The organism is Vibrio sp. T3Y01 (assembly GCF_013114525.1).
Taxonomy (GTDB): Bacteria; Pseudomonadota; Gammaproteobacteria; order Enterobacterales; family Vibrionaceae; genus Vibrio; species Vibrio chagasii_B.
Window position 1 is genome coordinate 101,393 of record NZ_VTXJ01000002.1, and the last position, 17,127, is coordinate 118,519.

A 17,127-nucleotide genomic window follows, 5' to 3' on the forward strand; every position below is an offset into this window, starting at 1 on the left:
TTTCTAAATTAAGCATATAACTTCACTAACAATAAGGATAAACCTATGAAGTTAAAAAGATTAGCACTTATTACTGCTATGATTTCATCCAACGTTAATGCCTTTCAGGTCTGTAACATCGGCGACGAATATAACGTCTTGGACAGCGAAAGCTTTCATCAGATCCGACAGAAAAACTATGATGCCTTCGGTGAAGGTATTACGCCTGAAAACCTTTTTCCATCAGCGCCAGAGCACATTGTCGACTTAAAACCCTCTCTCTCTGAAGCCAGTGATGTTTTCCCTGAAACTGCTACCTTGCTAGAAACAGGACCCGCCTCAGCTGTTACGCTAGCACCGGAGGAAGCAGCAAGGCTGATGGACACCTTGGGCCGTTCAACGACAGGGCTAGCGCAAGGTGCATTAGAAGCTCTGGGACCGATTGGCGACGCGGTTGCCGTTGGACTTTGGGCAAATGAGGTCGCAACTAGCTTCCAAGATGAATCACGTACCTCTTACGATCGATTTGCCACTGTAATGGGACTCGTCGATTGGTTTGGCGTTTTAAAGCTGCCCGCGAGAGAGATCGACCGCCAAATTTTGAGTAGTCGCTGGGATAGAATTGCAGCAGGTAACCATTACAGTTATCACGTTCATGAGGATCTCGTCACCCAGCAAGATTTAAGAGACAAAATTTATTGGGCAGAACTCGCCTCAGATCAGCAAGCGATGTTGAACGCCGTTGCACGCGGCTTTGCCACCGATCTTGCCCTCAAATACCAACAACATTATCAAGAAGTGGTAAAGGCTCAGACCATTATGGCGGAAGAGCTGATCACCGCGGTCGATCACGAGCTCCGCAAGGCCGTCTTTAGCCAACTGGTTCTCGACCATAAAGACTCTCGACTGTTTGCATCGGACATTGCCGCTAGCTGTAACGAGGAAACTCGAGTACTGGCAGACCTTTATCCTGATCATGATATTGAAGAGAGTAATTCCCTGCCACCAGCATTACCTTCCAAACGCCAAGCAAACCGCGCTCTGGCCAAACTTCAGCACTGTCAGCAGAACCTGCTAGATCAAGCCATTGCCAAACTGAATGAGTTACGAACAGGTCAAATTGAAGGGCTTGATCAAGCTGCAGTTCAACAGCTGTATGCTCGCACACTTGCAGCCAAAACACAGATCATTGAAACGGCAGATAACCATACCAATCTGCTGATGAGTAAGCTGCAAAGAGATATGTTCACACAAGGTGATATCGCCATAGAGCGACTATTCCGTTCAGGCTCGGTCGACACCATGCATAATTTCTTCAAGGGACAAGCAGAGCGCAGCGCCATTGACGAGATGACACGCAGTATTCTGGGGCGCCCAGCAACAACACAAGAAATACGCAACAAAGAGATCGTCCTTCAAAGTGGCTACGAGAAATGCGTTCGTATTGGCATTCTAGGAGGCGATCCAAACTTTAGGGGGTGTGTTGAGTACGCTTGGGTGCCGGCAGAAACTCGCCCATTTATTCCATCTGAAGATACCGTGATTGCTCAGATCTCCGTGCCAAGCAAAGAAGCAGTAAAACGCGTGCTTTTCGATTCACTCAGTAACCTAATTGATCATGGCTGGAATGCCGAAGCTGAGGAGCGTTGGTTGGAGCAACAGCTGTTGGACTTTTCTACGCAGCAACGTCTAAAACAGCAAGCCGAATTCGACAAACAACAGGTTTATCACTGGTTACTGGACTCAAGCGCAATGCTTGAAGGTGAATGTGGTGGCGGTAGCGCATGTGCTGGGTGGAGCTTGTCTTACCTTCAAAGAGAGAACCTTTCACGACAAGCGTCGCTGCATTACATCAACAATTGGCACGCAAACTACTCAGGCAAAGGCGCCTATGTGCACTCGAAGCGCTATCAAAAGCTTGGTGGCTTGATTACTGCTGCGCTAGAGAGCGAGTGGCAAGCTAAGAGAGCTGTCGAATTTTATAGCTTCACTTACCCAGGAAGCATTGATCTTCAAAAAAATGCACCACTGATTTATTCCGCACTGAAATCGTCCTCACTGGATCTTGCTCATCTGGAAGGCAACACGCTGCAACTCGCGAAAGGGATCGTAAAAACTCGTCTTGCTGAAGCGATCAGTGTCTCCGACAGCAACGGAGTTGAGTGGCTACATTCACAAGTGGGCCAATTCCAGCGCTATACATCGATCATCCATTCTCAGCATATCTCTACTGGGCACTACGCCTCTGGGGAAGGTGAAGTCACCGCTCTGTTTTCAGAGATGCTGCCTGCTCACCTTATGCGCTACCTGATTTCAGACATCATCCCTGATAGCTACGATGCGCGTATTGAGCGCTCTATCGATGCCATCTTTAACCCAACGTCTGAACTCAATCAAAAGCTCGATAAGTTAAGCAATACAAACGAAAACTTTACCGATAAACCGGGCCGTAGCTGCATGATTTACTACCCATACCTTAAGAGCGCACTGCTTGATGTTGCGGCTGATGATGACCTGTATTGGATTTCGCCTATCTCAGAATGGTACGACGCCGTCACTCGCCAACAGCTCAATATGTTTGGGGCTCTGAAGTATGCCGTCATCAATCAGAACACTTTCGGCATTCCATGTGATTTAAGCCCTAACAGCTATCAATACCAATAAAGGGCGGACACTATGAATTCTCATTTTTTATTACTGCTCTGTTGTCTGAGTTTTACTGCCTTCTCTCAACCGTTTGATGTGCTCAAACAGCCAAACCGTTCAGAGGAAGAGGTGACCCAGCTAGCAGAAGACTTCAAAGACTGGTCAAAGGCTTCCAATGGTTGGCGCTACTCCTTCATAACTGCCAATGAAAAGGAAGCGGTGGAAGACTTTTCAATTTCTGGCTATCAGACCGCTAATGACTACCTAAGGGCGACTGACACCTCAACATGGGGTGTCGCGGGAGCAGATGCGAGGCATTACATTCGCACGGTTAAATCAGCCCTCAACAAGCTGCCAAAATACAAAGGGACCGCCTATAGAGGGACTTGGGTAAAACAATCTTTACTTAATAAGCTCGAAGAAGGGGACGTGTTGGTCGAGCCAGCGTTTACCTCAACTTCTACTCTCCCAGAAGTCGCTAAGCGCTTTTCGGTAGTGCATCCCAACTCCCCGCAAAGGCTCAAGCGAGTCCTGTTTGAAGTCAAGATCAATCAAGGGGGTCACACCATTGCAGGGCTTTCGGAATACAGCAAAGAAGCAGAGGTTCTGTTTGCGCCAAATGCACACTTTCGAATCACCCAGATAGAGCGAACCTCTACCCATACCTACATCGGCGTGGAAACGGTGAAGGCACCTGCCGTCAAAAATACTCAGAAATATAACCTCTATTCAGGCGAAGAGGTAGAAGCGTCATTTTGGCACTCTCTCGTTTGTACATAAGCTAAGGATCAAGCAATGAAAAAATTTATTTGGGGGCTTTGCCTCTCTTTATTGACAAGTTTTTCGGCACAAAGTGAGGAGTTTCCAGAGTTTAAAGGGCGTTCACTCTCCTATCAGGCGCAACAACAAATTGCGGATGACCTGATGGATTGGGCAACGACACACCATGTAAAAGCTGAAAAAAAGATGATCAGTGAAGAGTACTCTGCCATTAAGAATTACGGCCGAGTTGACCATGATGTGGTGAATGAATACATGAGAGCGGGAGAGCCTGAAGGCTACTTATCCGAAATGTTTGGCCGTACATTGAAATCACGCGTATTCCACATGCGAAATGTCATGAATAAACTGCCTAACTACAAAGGTACGGTTTATCGTGGCTCATCCATCAAGAACGCCCTACTCGATAAACTCAACGTGGGTGATATTCTGCATGAGAAAGCATTTTTGTCGACATCGACTCTACCAAGTGTCGCCAAGAACTTTTCTTCAGCCGGTGTTTATGAAGGTGCTTCTGCTGCTCAATTCAAAATTGAACTCAAGTCGGCAGGTCGCGCCATTAACGCGTATACGTTCAAACCAGATGAAGCAGAAATACTCGCGAAGCCAAACACCTACTTTCGAGTCGAAGCGATTGAGCGAGTCTCACCAAACAAAAACTACATCAAGATGCGAGAAGTAAAGAACCCTGCTCGATACCTAAAAGCGGAGCCTGATATCCACATCTATGACAGTTACAGCGGTGAAGAAGTAGCACTTCGAAGTCGTAGCTCACTCTATTGCCTGTAGTGTATCGTGCGCACGATTTTGTAGGCGGCTGATAAAAAAGACCATCATCAAGATGGTCTTTTTTTATTACTGAGGCTAGGGCTATTTAACTGGCTGTTTTACGCATTATCTTGCCACAAATGTATTCGCCAATAGGCATCGCTGAGGTCGCCGCTGGCGATGGTGCATTGCACACATGCAAGCTTCTTGGGCTCTCCGCAAACAGGAAGTCATGAACCAAGGTACCATCTTTGAGTACCGCTTGAGCACGAATACCTGCAGGGTATGGCTTGAAGTCAGACACAGTGATACTTGGGCAGTACTTATTAACCAACTTTAGATACCCCGGCTTCCACCACGAGTTTTTAAACTCAACCAAACCGGTTTTTAGGTGCTTAGCCGTCACCTTCCAAAAACCAGTAAAGCTCAGCATCTGCAAGGTATCCTTAACGCTAAAATTAAGCTTACCGTAACCTTCTCGCTTCCACCCTTGAACCGCGTTAGGTCCTACCGTTACCGAGCCATCAATCATGCGTGTTAAATGGACGCCGAGGAAAGGCAGTTCAGGGTCAGGGATCGGATAGATCAGGTGGTTCACCACTTGGTTATGTTTAGGATCAAGCTGATAGTATTCACCGCGATAAGGGACGATTTGGAAGTCGGTTTCAATACCAAGCATCTTGGTCATTCTATCAGCCATCAAACCCGAACAAGTGATCAAGAATCGACTGTTGAGTTGCAAGGTCTGACCGTCTACTTTACAGGTCAATTGCACCTCATCCTCTTGCTCATCCGCCATGATCACTTCTGTGCCTAAGCTGAGCTTACCACCAGCCTCCACAAACTCTTGAGCCATCACTTCGGTGACTTTTTTATAGTCGACGATACTGGTGGTTTTGACGTAAATCGCCCCTAAACCTGTGATGTTTGGCTCGGCAAGTTTGAGCTGCGCTTGGTCCAACAAATCGACATCAATATAGTTATCGTGGCAACGCTGATAGAGCGCGTTCATGCGCTCGACTTCTTGTTCATTGGTCGCAACCAATAACTTGCCACAATTTTCAACGGGGATATCATGTTGGCGACAAAAGGCGATAGTGCGCTCAACGCCACGCTTACAGAAATCCGCCTTTAAACTACCCGGAGCATAGTAAACACCAGCGTGAATCACGCCACTGTTGTGACCCGTTTGATGCTGCGCAAAGCCATGCTCCTTTTCGACTAAAAGGATACTTTTATCAGGGTGAGCTTGTTGCAATTGCCATGCTGTCGACACGCCAACAATGCCACCACCAACGATAATATAGTCGTATATTGAGTTCATAATGTTCCTACATTCAGTCCTTTAAATTATAGGGAAGAAGCGACAGTGTCAGGCTCGGTTTGAGACAAAGACTTTTGCTCTTCATCCGACTGCTTTTTCACTTGATTGATATCGTACTTACGACCGCTGTAGATGAAGATAACAACAAACAGTGCCACACCTACCAAACGAATCACGATTGACACATCAGGCCAAACCAAAGCCACACCTAAGGCAATCAATACCGCGCGCAGCACAAGATTGATTTCGCTCTCTAGATAACCTTCAATCGCTGCAACAAACGCATAAGTGCCAATAATAGCAAAGCCGCCAGTCACTAAAACCGAGGTCACATCCCAACTTACCAAGTTGGTGTAAGCGATAAGTAGTGGCACCAAGTACAGGCCTTTAGCGATCTTCCATGCCATTAAGCCCGTTCTCATTGGCGGCGTTTTAGCAATGGTCGCGGCTGCAAATGCGGTTAAACAAACCGGTGGCGTCACGTTGCTGTCTTGCGATAGCCAGAAAATAATCAAGTGTGCAGAGAGCAGAGCAAGGCTGATCGCTTCCAAGCCTAAGCTTTGCTCAAGCAGCGTTTCCACAAAATCAGCCGGCACTAACGCTATTAGCTCTTTGGCTGTTTCAAGAGCCATTGGCGCATTCAGTAGTTCCAGTTTTTCTGGCGCTGCCAACATGAAAATCGCTTTCGCCTGTTCAGGTAACTGACCCGAAACCAACAGGTCAAGCAACTGACTTTCAGCAATCAACTTGTACAAGGCTGGAGCGGACAGAGTACCCAACACAATGTAAGCCGCGGTTACTGGCAGGCCCATACCGAGAATCAAAGATGCCAGTGCGATTAAGGCTATCATCACCAACAAGTCGCCATTGGCCCAGCTGTTGATCATCAATGAGAAGGTGTTACCAATGCCCGTGGTGCTGATCACGTTGATAACGAGGCCAATGCCCACTAACAATACCGCAGTGGTCGCCATGTTTTTTGCGCCTTGAGAAAGCGCTTCGATGATCGCCTTTGGTCCCATTTTATGATTTTTAGAGAACCACGAAGCGACAACGACTGAGATGATTGAGATACCCGCAGCGTATGTTGGCGTAAAGCCTTGTACCAAAAGAGTCACCAGAACCGCCAGTGGGATAAGGTTATGCCAACCGGACAAGAGTACTTTTAATAGAGGCTCACAACCCGAAGAGACTTTTTGTACACCGCTACGCTTCGCTTCAATACGCACGAAAAACGCCACTGATAAGAAGTAGATAAGCGCTGGCAAGAAAGAAACCGCAATGATGTCGACATAAGGGATCTGCGTGTAAGACGCCATGATAAAAGCACCTGCACCCATCACTGGTGGCATCAACTGACCGCCCGTTGATGCAGCCGCTTCCACACCAGCAGCAAAGCGTGAAGGGAAACCCGCTTTTTGCATCAGAGGAATACTGATAACGCCCGTCGACACCGTATTGGCTACGCTAGAACCAGACACCGAGCCCATCAAACCAGAACCAATCACCGCAATAAAGCCTGGGCCACCAATCACTTTGCCCGCCGCCGCACGAGACACATCAATAATGTAGTCACCGACGCCCGAGCGTACTAAGAAAGCACCAAATAGGATAAACATGAACACGAAGGTCCAGCTGATTCTAGAGATAGAACCGAACATCCCTTCCGATGAATAAAAGCTTCGGTAAAGCAGTGTCTCAAGGCTCAAACCAGGAAAGTGGAAGATACCACTGGTCCATTGCCCCCAAAGCACCACGTAGCTCAAACACACTAGAATGAGTACTGGAATAAACCAACCCATGGTACGGCGAATCAGCTCAATAACGATGGCAATCGCCAAGATAGAGAAGAACCAGTCACTGGCGATGAACTTCACGCCTCGTTCATAAAGGGCATCTTCTGCAAAGGGAATGTAGATAAGGCAAGCCAATGCTGCCAATGCAATCCCGATATCGACAGCAAGAGCTACTTTACTCTTTTTCAGCGAGATATGAGCGGGATACCAAAGCGCACAAATGATCGCGAAACCAGCAAAGTGAGTCGCTGAAATCCAAAGCTCAGGCAAGGTAGATAAGGTATTAAACCAAATATGTAATAGGGAGAGGATCACTCCCATAGTTGTTATCGCTTTACCCACCCAAGGAAAATCCGTTCGGGTCGGCAATTCAAATTTTTTCAGTTCCTGCTGCAGCGAATCGCTCATAGAAAACTCCTGCTCTCCACAACAAAATGCGCAGAGAAAATCCATAAAATAAGCAGGTGCACGAACCCATTCACAACGTGAACGTGCACCTAGCGGTTAAGCCATTAAAGATGGGGGGTCGACTAAAACAGTTAGCCGACGAAAGCTATTAGTTGACGATCAGCTCAGAAGGAAGCTCGATGCCCACTTCTTTGTAATAACGTGCTGCGCCCGGATGAAGTGGAACAGGAAGACCTGCAATCCCTTTCTCAAGCGCCATGGCTTTGGTTGCTTTGTGGATACCTTGTAAGAAAGGTAGGTTTTCATAGATAGCTTTGGTTAGCTGGTAGACATCTTCTTCTGAGATATCTTCACGAACCGCTAGGAAGTTAGGTTGAGCGATTGTGGTGATCGGCTTATCAACACCTGGGTAGGTGTTGGCAGGGATCTCGTACTTGGTCCAGATGTTGTAATCGCCATTCGCTTGTTTGATCTGTTCATCGGTAAACGACAGAATTTGAATGTCTTCACCCAGCGCTGCAAACGCTTGAGTTACCGCGCCCACAGGCACACCCGCTGGGGTGTTCATGCCGTCAATGGTGCCGTTTTGTAATGCACTCGCGCTACCGCCGTAACCCATAAAGGCAAGTTTAAATTGTTCTGGGTTCACCGACAGGCCCTGCATGATCTGACGACCTGAATTTTCTGTACCTGAGTTTTTCTTACCAATCGAAAACTTCTTGCCGTTGAGGTTTTCTAAATCGCTCATGGTGCCTGTTTCAGTCAAGTCTGAGCGAACAATAAAGTGCTCTACGTTTTGCCACAGCATAGAGACTGAACGCAGTTGGGTTTGACTGCCCGACTTCTCGTATGGCCCTAAACCTTGCCAAGCCCATGCACCGTACAAACCTTGCAAGATAGCAAACTGGGCTTCGTTCTCATTCAATAGTTTGACGTTCTCACCCGACCCGGCAGAGCTGATAGCCGCCAAAGAAAAGTGCTGCTTCGGCGCAAGCTTAACTTTACTCAATGTCGCCAACGCTACGCCTACTGGGTAGTAAGTCCCCCCAGTTGAAGCTGTTGCTAAGATGTAGCTGCGCTCTTCTTGAGCGGAGGCGTTGCTGATAAGGCCAATAGATGCCATTGCGATTGCTAAAGTTTTAACTAGCTTGTTGTATTTCATTGTTACTCTCCATGTAGAGTTATTCACGTTATAGTTTTGTTAACAACAACTGCTAGATAGCAAGCACAATGCCAAAAATTAAGTTATTGATTTAATTAAATTTAAATAAAAATAACAATAATAATAGGCGGATTATTGCTTATTCGATGCAGATATCATGAGCCATTTTTTGCTCATTCAAAATGGGCATTAACATCTATATAAAGCCAGTCACATCACACTTTAGTTATCAAATGTGACCGGTATTCATAAAATCACAAATACAGAGTGAGCCATTTATTGCTTACTAATCTTCAATAAGCATTACAGTCAGATTGATCACTAAGAATCGACATAATCACTTCGATTCAGCCCATAGCGCACCATTTTTTGGTTCAGTGTTCGACGAGGTAAATCCAAATCTTGCATCACGTCATTAATGCGCCCTTGATAACGCACTAACGCATCATGAATGACTTTTCGCTCAAAGCTCTGCACCTGAACCGCCAGAGGAATACCCGCTGTCGCAGATTCCGTTACTGAGTTAGGACGACACGCCAATATGTCTCCCACCGTTAAACTTTCATCCAGCGCAAAACGAATCGCAACATTGCGCAGCTCACGCACATTACCCGGCCACGCATACGACAATAACGCATGGCGATCCGCTTCACTGGCCACTCGAGTTTCGCTGTTCGCTTCTTGGGTAAAGTGTTCAAAAAGAATGAGTGCGTCATCTTCACGCTCACTAAGCGGTGGCAAGTGCAGCTGGGCAACGTTCAAGCGATAGAACAGATCTTGGCGAAAGTCAGGGTGGTTCAATAAGTCACATTTAGAGGCAGATACTACCCTCAAATCAACGTGTTGCTGCTGGTTGCCACCCACACGCTCAACCACATTATCTTGTAAGGTGCGTAACACTTTGACCTGCATAGACAGGGGCATGCTCTCGATTTCATCAAGAAATACCGTGCCTTTATCAGCAAATTCAAGCTTACCAATGCGCCGCTTGGCAGCCCCGGTAAACGCTCCAGCCTCATGCCCAAATAGTTCGCTTTCAAACAAGTTCTCTGGAATGGCACCACAATTGAGCGGCACAAAAGGGTATCTTTTACGCTCACTAAACTCATGCAAGCAAGAAGCGACCAACTCTTTGCCACAGCCAGTTTCACCGTAGATGATCACATTAGTATCTATAGAAGCCACCTTCTGTATCTGTTCGCGCAGTTCGCACATCACCTTGCTGCGACCAATCAGAACCTGCTCAATGCCTTTTAGGTTATTTAAGTAGCTTTGGCGGTTAACTCTGTCTTGGCTGCTTTGATACTTCTCGACCGCTTCAGAGACAGTTTGGGAAAGGCGTTCAGGATCAAATGGCTTCTCGATGAAATCATAGGCGCCTTGATGTAAAGCCTTTACCGCCATATCAACATCACCATGCCCGGTGATCAAAATAACAGGGACTTCTGGCACCAAACTTTTAAAACGTCCAAGCAGCTCTACCCCATCTATATCGGGTAAACGCACATCACTAATGATGGTGTGAAAATCGCCTTGTTTTACTGCACTTAACGCATCTTGCCCAACCTCAAACGCAGTGACATCAAAGCCGGCTAACTGTAACCATTGGCTGGTTGCTTGACGCACAATCGCATCATCTTCAATCAAAGCTATACGTTGCATGGTCTGTTCCTAACACTTGAACCAAATATGCCGCCCACGGTATTCAAAAACCGAGCAGACGAAAAGGAGCTAGCTCCCACTTTGAGTAACACCTCTTTAACAGTTTTATGATGTTTGTTAGCTTCAACTTGTTTCATTCACCACCTGCTCAAAAAGCAAACACAACACAGCCTTAAACCACTAATTTAAAGGGATTTAATCAAGAATAATGAATAAAAATCGATATTGGTTATTTCTATTTGCCTGTTTAATTATTGGCTTAGTGCAGGTCACGACCAAAAACGGAATCAGCCAGTGGAAACTTGAACAAGCGCAACGTTATGCTGAGCAGCGCTTCCTTGGCTACATCGCTGAAGCAAGGCGAACACTAAAACGTTTCTATTATCTGCCCTACCTAGTCACCAACGACGAAACCACGGTTCGCTTTATCGATGGTGAAGGCCGCCTTGAAAAACGCATCAAAAAGCAGCTCATTCAATTGGACAAAGCGGCGAATACCAAAGGCTGGTATTTACTCTCCGATACGGGCGATTTACTGGTTTCTAGTGTTGAGAGGAGCAAGCTGAGTAAAAAGAACGCCAACACGATTGTGTCTAAGATCCACCAGCAAGGAGGGGCGATTTCGGTGGTAACCAAAAACAAAGGCGTCACCCCAGACTACTTTATTGCCGCGCCAGTTTATCGAGCCTCTGATGTGGTTGGCATTGTTGCGGTTCAAATAGACCTATCACTGCTGACCGATCAATGGTTTGCCGATGGAGAAGCAGTCCTGTTTCAGAATCCTCGCGAACAATTTTTTCTCTCAAGCGACCACAAGCTCAGTGCGGATTGGTTTAACGACACCTTCAATTCTCAGCCTACTGCCACCAAACGCGAATTATACGACCAAACCCATATTCGCGTTTGGCGACTGCAAGGCAAGGATTACCTGATTCAGTCAATCAAATTAGATGATCTTAATTGGCGTTTAACCTACCTCACCCCCTTAACTAGCCTCTATCAAACCACTAATTGGATAAGTTGGAGCGTCGCGGTGGGCTGTCTTTTCATCATGCTATTGCTGATAATTCTCTACCAAAGACGCCAGAAAAAACTCAGCAACCTACGAATCCAAAAGCTGATTGAAGAGTCTGAAAAACGATTGTCTGGAATGATCAACAAGACACACGTAGGACTTGTGCTGATCGATAAACACGGTCACATCCACGACATTAATCTGATGGCGAAAAACTACTTCTGCCTATCCGATTCGATGATCAGCAATATAAAAGCGTGGCAACTTTTTGAAGCCGGTAACCCGAACTCAACTACGCTACAGCTATTAAAAAATCTAGAGCAACACCAAGAGCTGGCCGAGATCACCAGCGTAGAAACTATGGCAAGACGCAGCGACGGCAGCTACTTCCCGGTGTTGTTCTCCATTAGTCCTTTTCCTTGGCATGCCACAACCTATTACCTGTGTACTGTTATTGATATCAGTAAACGTAAGAAAGCAGAGATCGCGGTACAGGAAGCCAATAAAACACTTCAACTGCGCGTCGAAGAGCGAACTCAAGATCTAAAAGATGCGCAGCAAGAGTTAGTCGAATCAAGCAAGCTAGCCGCATTGGGCCGTATGTCGAGTGCGATTACTCATGAGCTCAATCAACCGCTTACTGGCCTAAAAACCCTGCTTTCAAGTAACCAGTTACTGATGGAAAGAGGCGAGACTAAGATGTTGAAAGCGAACATGGACCTGGTGATGAGTCTCATCGACAGAATGGCCAACATGACTAGCCAACTGAAGTCCTTCGCCTTTCAAAGATTGGAAAAACCTTATCCGGTGTCACTGACAGACGCACTTCAAGAAACCCTACGCATTCACCAAGCCGAGTTAGAACGTATCGATATTCGTGTTCGTGTCGCCTCTAATATTTCAATGGTGATGGGAGAAGAAGCACGACTTAGACAAGTACTTGGTAATCTCTTAAGCAATGCCATCGATGCTACACAAAATCAAAAACCAGCAACCATTGTTATCAGTGCTCATACCGAGCAAGAGCGTGTCATCATCAAAGTTCAAGATAACGGTTGTGGCGTATCCGAAGACCAGCTAGAAACCATTTTCGAACCCTTCCACACCAACAAAAAAATGGGTGAAGGCCTCGGACTCGGGCTCGCCATCACCGCCAACAATGTACGCGATATGCAAGGCTATTTGATTGCCAAGAACAACCCAGAACAAGGAATGACCTTCACGCTAACGCTTAAGAGTGCCGATAGTGAGTAATTGCTTACATCATGCTTTAGACACATACTCTATTTGAATTCAGGAACAAAAAAACCGCCCATAGAGGGCGGTTTGAAGAATTTATTGGCGTGCGACTTGTTATCTCATGCTTACTTACTCAACTGCTTAAGCAGTAACTCCGTTGGACGAACAATCGCAATGATCGATTCGTCGTAGATCTTCGCAGCATCAGATAGGATAGCTTGATAGGCATTCGCGTCTGCTTCTCGAACTTGCTCACCCGCTTTCGCTTTAGCAATCAAGGTGAGCGCCAAGTCTGCAACTTCCGCCGTTTTCTCTGCAACAACCACCGTCTCGACCGAAGATACGTTACCAGCGAAGACAGTCTCTGCGGCGAGAGCTGCCGATTTCGCTTGCTGATAATGATCTGTAAGTTGCTCCAATGCCTGTTGATTACCTGTCGCGACTTCGTTAACTAAATCTTGCATCTCATACACCGCGTAGCTTTCTACTGGCAACGCATCAACAAAGCGGTTTAAGCGCTCGTATTGACTGTACAAAGTGCCTTTAGGCTCAGTAGAGTTCCACTTCTCCCAGTTACGAGCATAGTATTGTGCTGGCTCGGTGTACTTTGAAAGGATACGAAGATCTTGGATATCTTGACCTCTAGCAATACGCTTTAGCAACATGTCTGCATCCGCATGGTGACGCAGACCAACCGAAACTTCAGACCATGTGTCCATCGCTTTCATACGCTTATACATGCTGCGTTCGTCAGTCAGTTCAGCCTCCGACCAGAAACGTTCCGCGATCGCGTAGCTACGAGGCCATAGGTAGTTTTCTACCGTAAGACTGTCTTTATTCTCAAGCCATATCGTAATCTCACCACCCAGAATCAACTCTTTTTCTTTGTCGGTAAGCTCTGCAGGATAACCACCATTAGGCTCAGGGATTACACTGCCTTCGATATCGCTACTCGCAATCACTTCACCTGTGGTTGGCCAGCGCACGTTACCAATCAATTGGTAGCTGCCCTCTGAGAATCCATTTGGATTTAGGTTCAGGTTGAACTCAGTGTAAGACATGAAGTTATCGAAGTGGCCGACAAAGGTTTTACCCGGCACATAATCAAGAATGTAGATCTCTTCACGAGACTTGCCGTTGTAATCACTGAACGCGCGGAACGTACCGTCTTTCGCTTCAATGATAGTCAGCGTACCCTTACGTGGGCTGCCTTTAGAGCGAGGCTTTTGCCACTGGTAAGTCACGAACTTCTCGCCGCTGTGAAGCTTATCATCAACCGTGATGCCGGTTGGCATTGGGTCATTGCGATAGTGGTAGCTAGTTGGCTGAGGCTGATCGAGGTAGTAACCGGTAGACAGAATACCTGGGTAACCCTCTTGCGCAGCACGGCCGATACTGTCGTGACCTTGCCAGCTTTGAATCACGATGGAAGTTGGCAGATCTTTATGCCAAATCTCATCCCAACCCGTCATCTTCTTGCCGCGCTCTTCCAGCATCTTCTCAACTTTTACGTTGAGGTAAGACTGCAAACCGCGCTCGCCATCAATGCCGTTCTCCTCGATGAATTTCTGATGCTTTTCGCTGTTGATCCATTGAGAGTAATTAGGCTCATCGCCACCAATGTGGAAGTACTCATCTGGGAACAACTCGGTCACTTCATCAAACACATCACCCAGCATTTCATAAAGCTCTGGGTTTAGAGGGTCCATCAATGGCTCAAACACACCCCAACCACGCTCTTGGTCATAGCTTTGACCTTCGCCACCCGACATCAAGCGAGGGTAAGCGTGCGCCACAGCAGAAGAGTGCCCCGGCAGGGAGACTTCTGGAATCACACGAATACCAAGGTTACGAGCGTACTCGACTAGGTAACGAACTTGGTCTTTAGTGTAGTAATCACCATCGGTGGTTTCTGACCATAGACGCGGCCAAGATTCCGTTTGAATACGGATACCTTGGTCGTCCCAGAAGTGCCAATGGAACACGTTCATTTTCGCAGAAGCCATCGCATCTAACTGACGAATCAACACATCAAATTCAATAAAGTGACGAGAGGTATCGTAGGAAACACCACGCCAACGGAAGCGAGGTTCATCAACAATCGTAACGGCAGGAATGTGGTAGCCAGTCGCTGTTGTTTCAACGAGCTGTAAAAGGGTTTCGATACCGTGAATAGCGCCATAAGGGCTTGGGGCGCTAAGCGTGATTTGTTCCCCCTGAGTCGTAATCTTATAAGACTCTTCTGAGTCGATGTTCTGAATTTCAGACTTTGGAGCTGCGTCAATATCAATGATCAGGTTTGCTTGGTCTGCGCTATCAACCTGCCAATTCAGAATCGGGATACCGGTTTGGCGTACCAAACGGTCGACAAAGCGTTTCGCCGTATACTCAACGCGATCAGAATTAAAGCCTTTGATGTAAACCTTGAAGTTACCGTCGACCTGTACTTGCCCTGCTTGTAGTTCAACCGTTTGTGGGTACGGCATTAAGTTAAGATCGGTATTCGGAGCCATTGCTAACGCCATTGGGGATACTACTGAACCTGAAATCAATAGAGACAATATAGTTTTTTTCATTATTAATTTTCCTATATAAGAGCGGTTCTGTTTGGTTTCTCGGAGGCAATTCACAAAACAGAACCATCAGCCACTGCTGTTGTTTATCGTGAGATCAAAAGCCTAACGCCTGTTTAAAAACGAATGAGCTCACAAACTTATGACTAGCTAACTAGCTCAACGGCTTCACGAACCAATACAGCAATCTCATCCCACTGTTCGTCCTCGATCATCTTTGGAGAAACCATCCACGTGCCACCACAGCACACCACGCGATCAACGGCTAAGTAGTCATTGACGTTGTGCTTGCCGATACCGCCCGTTGGCATTAGCGACACATCAACGTAAGGCGCTAGTAAAGATTTCACCATATTGATGCCGCCAGACGCTTCGGCAGGGAAGAATTTCAAGAAGTTAAGACCAAGTTCAAGCGCTTGCTCTACTTGGCTTGGGTTGTTTACGCCGGGAACGATTGGCATACCGATCTCTTGGCAGCGCTTAACCGTGTTTGGGTTCAGGCCAGGTGCAACGATAAACTCACTGCCCGCTTCTTTTGCAAGGTCGATCTGCTCTAGTGTTAATACTGTGCCAGCACCGATGCACATCTCTGGGTAAGCATCACGCATCGCACGAATTGAATCTGCTGCCGCTTCAGTACGGAACGTCACTTCTGCCACTGGCAGACCGTTTTCAACTAATACCCTTGCTAGTGGAATCGCGTGTTCCACCTTGTTGATTTGGATAACAGGGATAACTTTGAATTGCTTAAGTGTGTTGATCATTTCTTGAGACATAATAAGTTCGCTTTGTTTTTCTATTTTTTAATTAAGTGATTCATGGCGCTTACCGGGATGATCGCGCCTGAATATTGAATAACGGTAGAAGCTAACTGATGGCCCAGCGCTGCTGCTTCTGTAGCACTTTCGCCAGTTAAACGTGCAGCCAGATAGCCCGCCGCAAAGGAGTCACCCGCTGCGCAGGTGTCGACCACGTTAGAAACACGAGTCGCGGATACATAGCTCTCAACAACATCTCCCTGTTCAACTTGAACGATTTTGCATGGCTCGCAACCACGCTTAATAACGATCTCTTGGCAACCCAAGCGCAGGCAACGCTGTTGAACGCTCTCGGAGTTACCCCAAACCAACAAGTCGTCGTCTTCAGTAATCAACGCGATGTCTACCAATGGCAGTAACTTGGCATACCAATATTGTGCTTGTTCAGTCGTCCAAAGTTGCGGGCGATAGTTGTTGTCGAAAATCACCTTACCGCCTTGGTTTGAGAACACGCCAATGGCTTTCAACAGGCGTTCACGTGAGGTGTCATCTAAAATCGCGATGCTGATACCGCTGATGTAAACCGCGTCGACTTGTTTCTCTGTCAGCGCGATTTCAAGCTTATTCAGATCATCCGTTCGGAAGTAAGATTTAACTGCCGCGTCGTTGCGCCAGTAATGAAAGTGTCGTTCACCAGTCTCATCGGTTTCGACCATGTAGAGACCAGGAAGCTTGTTCGCAATGCGCTCTACGAAATTGGTTTGAATACCTTCTAACTGCCAGCTATCAATCATATCTTGAGACAGTTCATCGCCACCAAGGCCTGTCGCGTAATGCACTAATAGGTTTTTATTTTGAGTTAAGCGAGAAAGGTAAAGCGCAGTATTTAGCGTGTCACCGCCAAACTTTTTGGTTAATGGGGAGCCGCTGATTTCGACCATACATTCGCCAAAGAAAGCGATATTGAAGTTAGAAGATACAGGCATAGCCGATCCTAAAATAGAGATATATATGGGG

At 46.8% G+C, this 17,127-nt stretch carries 11 protein-coding genes; 4 read left to right on the plus strand and 7 right to left on the minus strand.

From position 1 onward, the window contains the following. Nucleotides 1-45 precede the first annotated feature (45 nt). The 3 genes from F0232_RS02950 to F0232_RS02960 are packed head-to-tail and all read left to right on the plus strand — an operon-like array spanning nt 46 to nt 4,194. A complete protein-coding gene (locus F0232_RS02950; RefSeq protein ID WP_105058567.1) occupies nt 46-2,643 on the plus strand; it encodes a hypothetical protein in 2,598 nt (865 codons plus the stop codon). 12 nt (nt 2,644-2,655) lie between these two features. Then, a complete protein-coding gene (locus F0232_RS02955; protein ID WP_105058568.1) occupies nt 2,656-3,405 on the plus strand; it encodes an ADP-ribosyltransferase in 750 nt (249 codons plus the stop codon). A gap of 15 nt (nt 3,406-3,420) precedes the next feature. Beyond that, the gene (locus F0232_RS02960) at nt 3,421-4,194 is read left to right on the plus strand and encodes an ADP-ribosyltransferase (RefSeq protein WP_105058569.1); all 774 of its coding nucleotides are present in this window, start codon (nt 3,421-3,423) and stop codon (nt 4,192-4,194) included. Nucleotides 4,195-4,279: 85 nt separating this feature from the next. On the opposite strand, the gene lhgO is transcribed toward F0232_RS02960, so the two are convergent. The 4 genes from lhgO to F0232_RS02980 form a co-directional block, all read right to left on the minus strand. Continuing rightward, nucleotides 4,280-5,497 carry an L-2-hydroxyglutarate oxidase gene (lhgO, locus tag F0232_RS02965; protein ID WP_105058570.1) on the minus strand — a complete coding sequence of 406 codons (1,218 nt, stop codon included), beginning with the start codon at nt 5,495-5,497 and terminating at the stop codon, nt 4,280-4,282. A gap of 26 nt (nt 5,498-5,523) precedes the next feature. Continuing rightward, nucleotides 5,524-7,701: a TRAP transporter permease gene (locus F0232_RS02970; protein ID WP_105058571.1), complete on the minus strand. Its 2,178-nt coding sequence runs from the start codon at nt 7,699-7,701 to the stop codon at nt 5,524-5,526. Nucleotides 7,702-7,849: 148 nt separating this feature from the next. Beyond that, nucleotides 7,850-8,863 carry a TAXI family TRAP transporter solute-binding subunit gene (locus F0232_RS02975; protein ID WP_008216106.1) on the minus strand — a complete coding sequence of 338 codons (1,014 nt, stop codon included), beginning with the start codon at nt 8,861-8,863 and terminating at the stop codon, nt 7,850-7,852. A gap of 321 nt (nt 8,864-9,184) precedes the next feature. Then, nucleotides 9,185-10,525 (minus strand): sigma-54 dependent transcriptional regulator, encoded by a 1,341-nt coding sequence (locus F0232_RS02980; RefSeq protein WP_105058572.1) that lies wholly within the window; start codon nt 10,523-10,525, stop codon nt 9,185-9,187. Nucleotides 10,526-10,730: 205 nt separating this feature from the next. Here F0232_RS02980 and F0232_RS02985 point away from each other — a divergent pair, with 205 nt between their 5' ends. Then, nucleotides 10,731-12,794 (plus strand): ATP-binding protein, encoded by a 2,064-nt coding sequence (locus tag F0232_RS02985; RefSeq protein WP_105058573.1) that lies wholly within the window; start codon nt 10,731-10,733, stop codon nt 12,792-12,794. A 110-nt stretch (nt 12,795-12,904) separates the two neighbouring features. Here the strand turns inward: F0232_RS02985 and F0232_RS02990 are convergent, their stop codons facing one another. The 3 genes from F0232_RS02990 to F0232_RS03000 form a co-directional block, all read right to left on the minus strand. Continuing rightward, nucleotides 12,905-15,355, minus strand: a complete 2,451-nt coding sequence (locus F0232_RS02990) for a family 20 glycosylhydrolase (RefSeq protein WP_105058574.1) — start codon at nt 15,353-15,355, stop codon at nt 12,905-12,907. Between the two features lie 143 nt (nt 15,356-15,498). Then, nucleotides 15,499-16,128: a bifunctional 4-hydroxy-2-oxoglutarate aldolase/2-dehydro-3-deoxy-phosphogluconate aldolase gene (locus tag F0232_RS02995; protein WP_105058575.1), complete on the minus strand. Its 630-nt coding sequence runs from the start codon at nt 16,126-16,128 to the stop codon at nt 15,499-15,501. Nucleotides 16,129-16,148: 20 nt separating this feature from the next. Further along, complete coding sequence (locus F0232_RS03000; RefSeq protein ID WP_105058576.1) at nt 16,149-17,096, minus strand: sugar kinase; 948 nt, start codon at nt 17,094-17,096, stop codon at nt 16,149-16,151. Between the last annotated feature and the right edge of the window lie 31 nt (nt 17,097-17,127).

Bases quoted from the DNA above. Each gene is read 5' to 3' on its own strand.
- F0232_RS02950 (WP_105058567.1), top strand. From the start codon at position 46: ATGAAGTTAAAAAGATTAGCACTTATTACTGCTATGATTTCATCCAAC.
- F0232_RS02955 (WP_105058568.1), top strand. From the start codon at position 2,656: ATGAATTCTCATTTTTTATTACTGCTCTGTTGTCTGAGTTTTACTGCC.
- F0232_RS02960 (WP_105058569.1), top strand. From the start codon at position 3,421: ATGAAAAAATTTATTTGGGGGCTTTGCCTCTCTTTATTGACAAGTTTT.
- lhgO (WP_105058570.1), bottom strand. From the start codon at position 5,497: ATGAACTCAATATACGACTATATTATCGTTGGTGGTGGCATTGTTGGC.
- F0232_RS02970 (WP_105058571.1), bottom strand. From the start codon at position 7,701: ATGAGCGATTCGCTGCAGCAGGAACTGAAAAAATTTGAATTGCCGACC.
- F0232_RS02975 (WP_008216106.1), bottom strand. From the start codon at position 8,863: ATGAAATACAACAAGCTAGTTAAAACTTTAGCAATCGCAATGGCATCT.
- F0232_RS02980 (WP_105058572.1), bottom strand. From the start codon at position 10,525: ATGCAACGTATAGCTTTGATTGAAGATGATGCGATTGTGCGTCAAGCA.
- F0232_RS02990 (WP_105058574.1), bottom strand. From the start codon at position 15,355: ATGAAAAAAACTATATTGTCTCTATTGATTTCAGGTTCAGTAGTATCC.
- F0232_RS02995 (WP_105058575.1), bottom strand. From the start codon at position 16,128: ATGTCTCAAGAAATGATCAACACACTTAAGCAATTCAAAGTTATCCCT.
- F0232_RS03000 (WP_105058576.1), bottom strand. From the start codon at position 17,096: ATGCCTGTATCTTCTAACTTCAATATCGCTTTCTTTGGCGAATGTATG.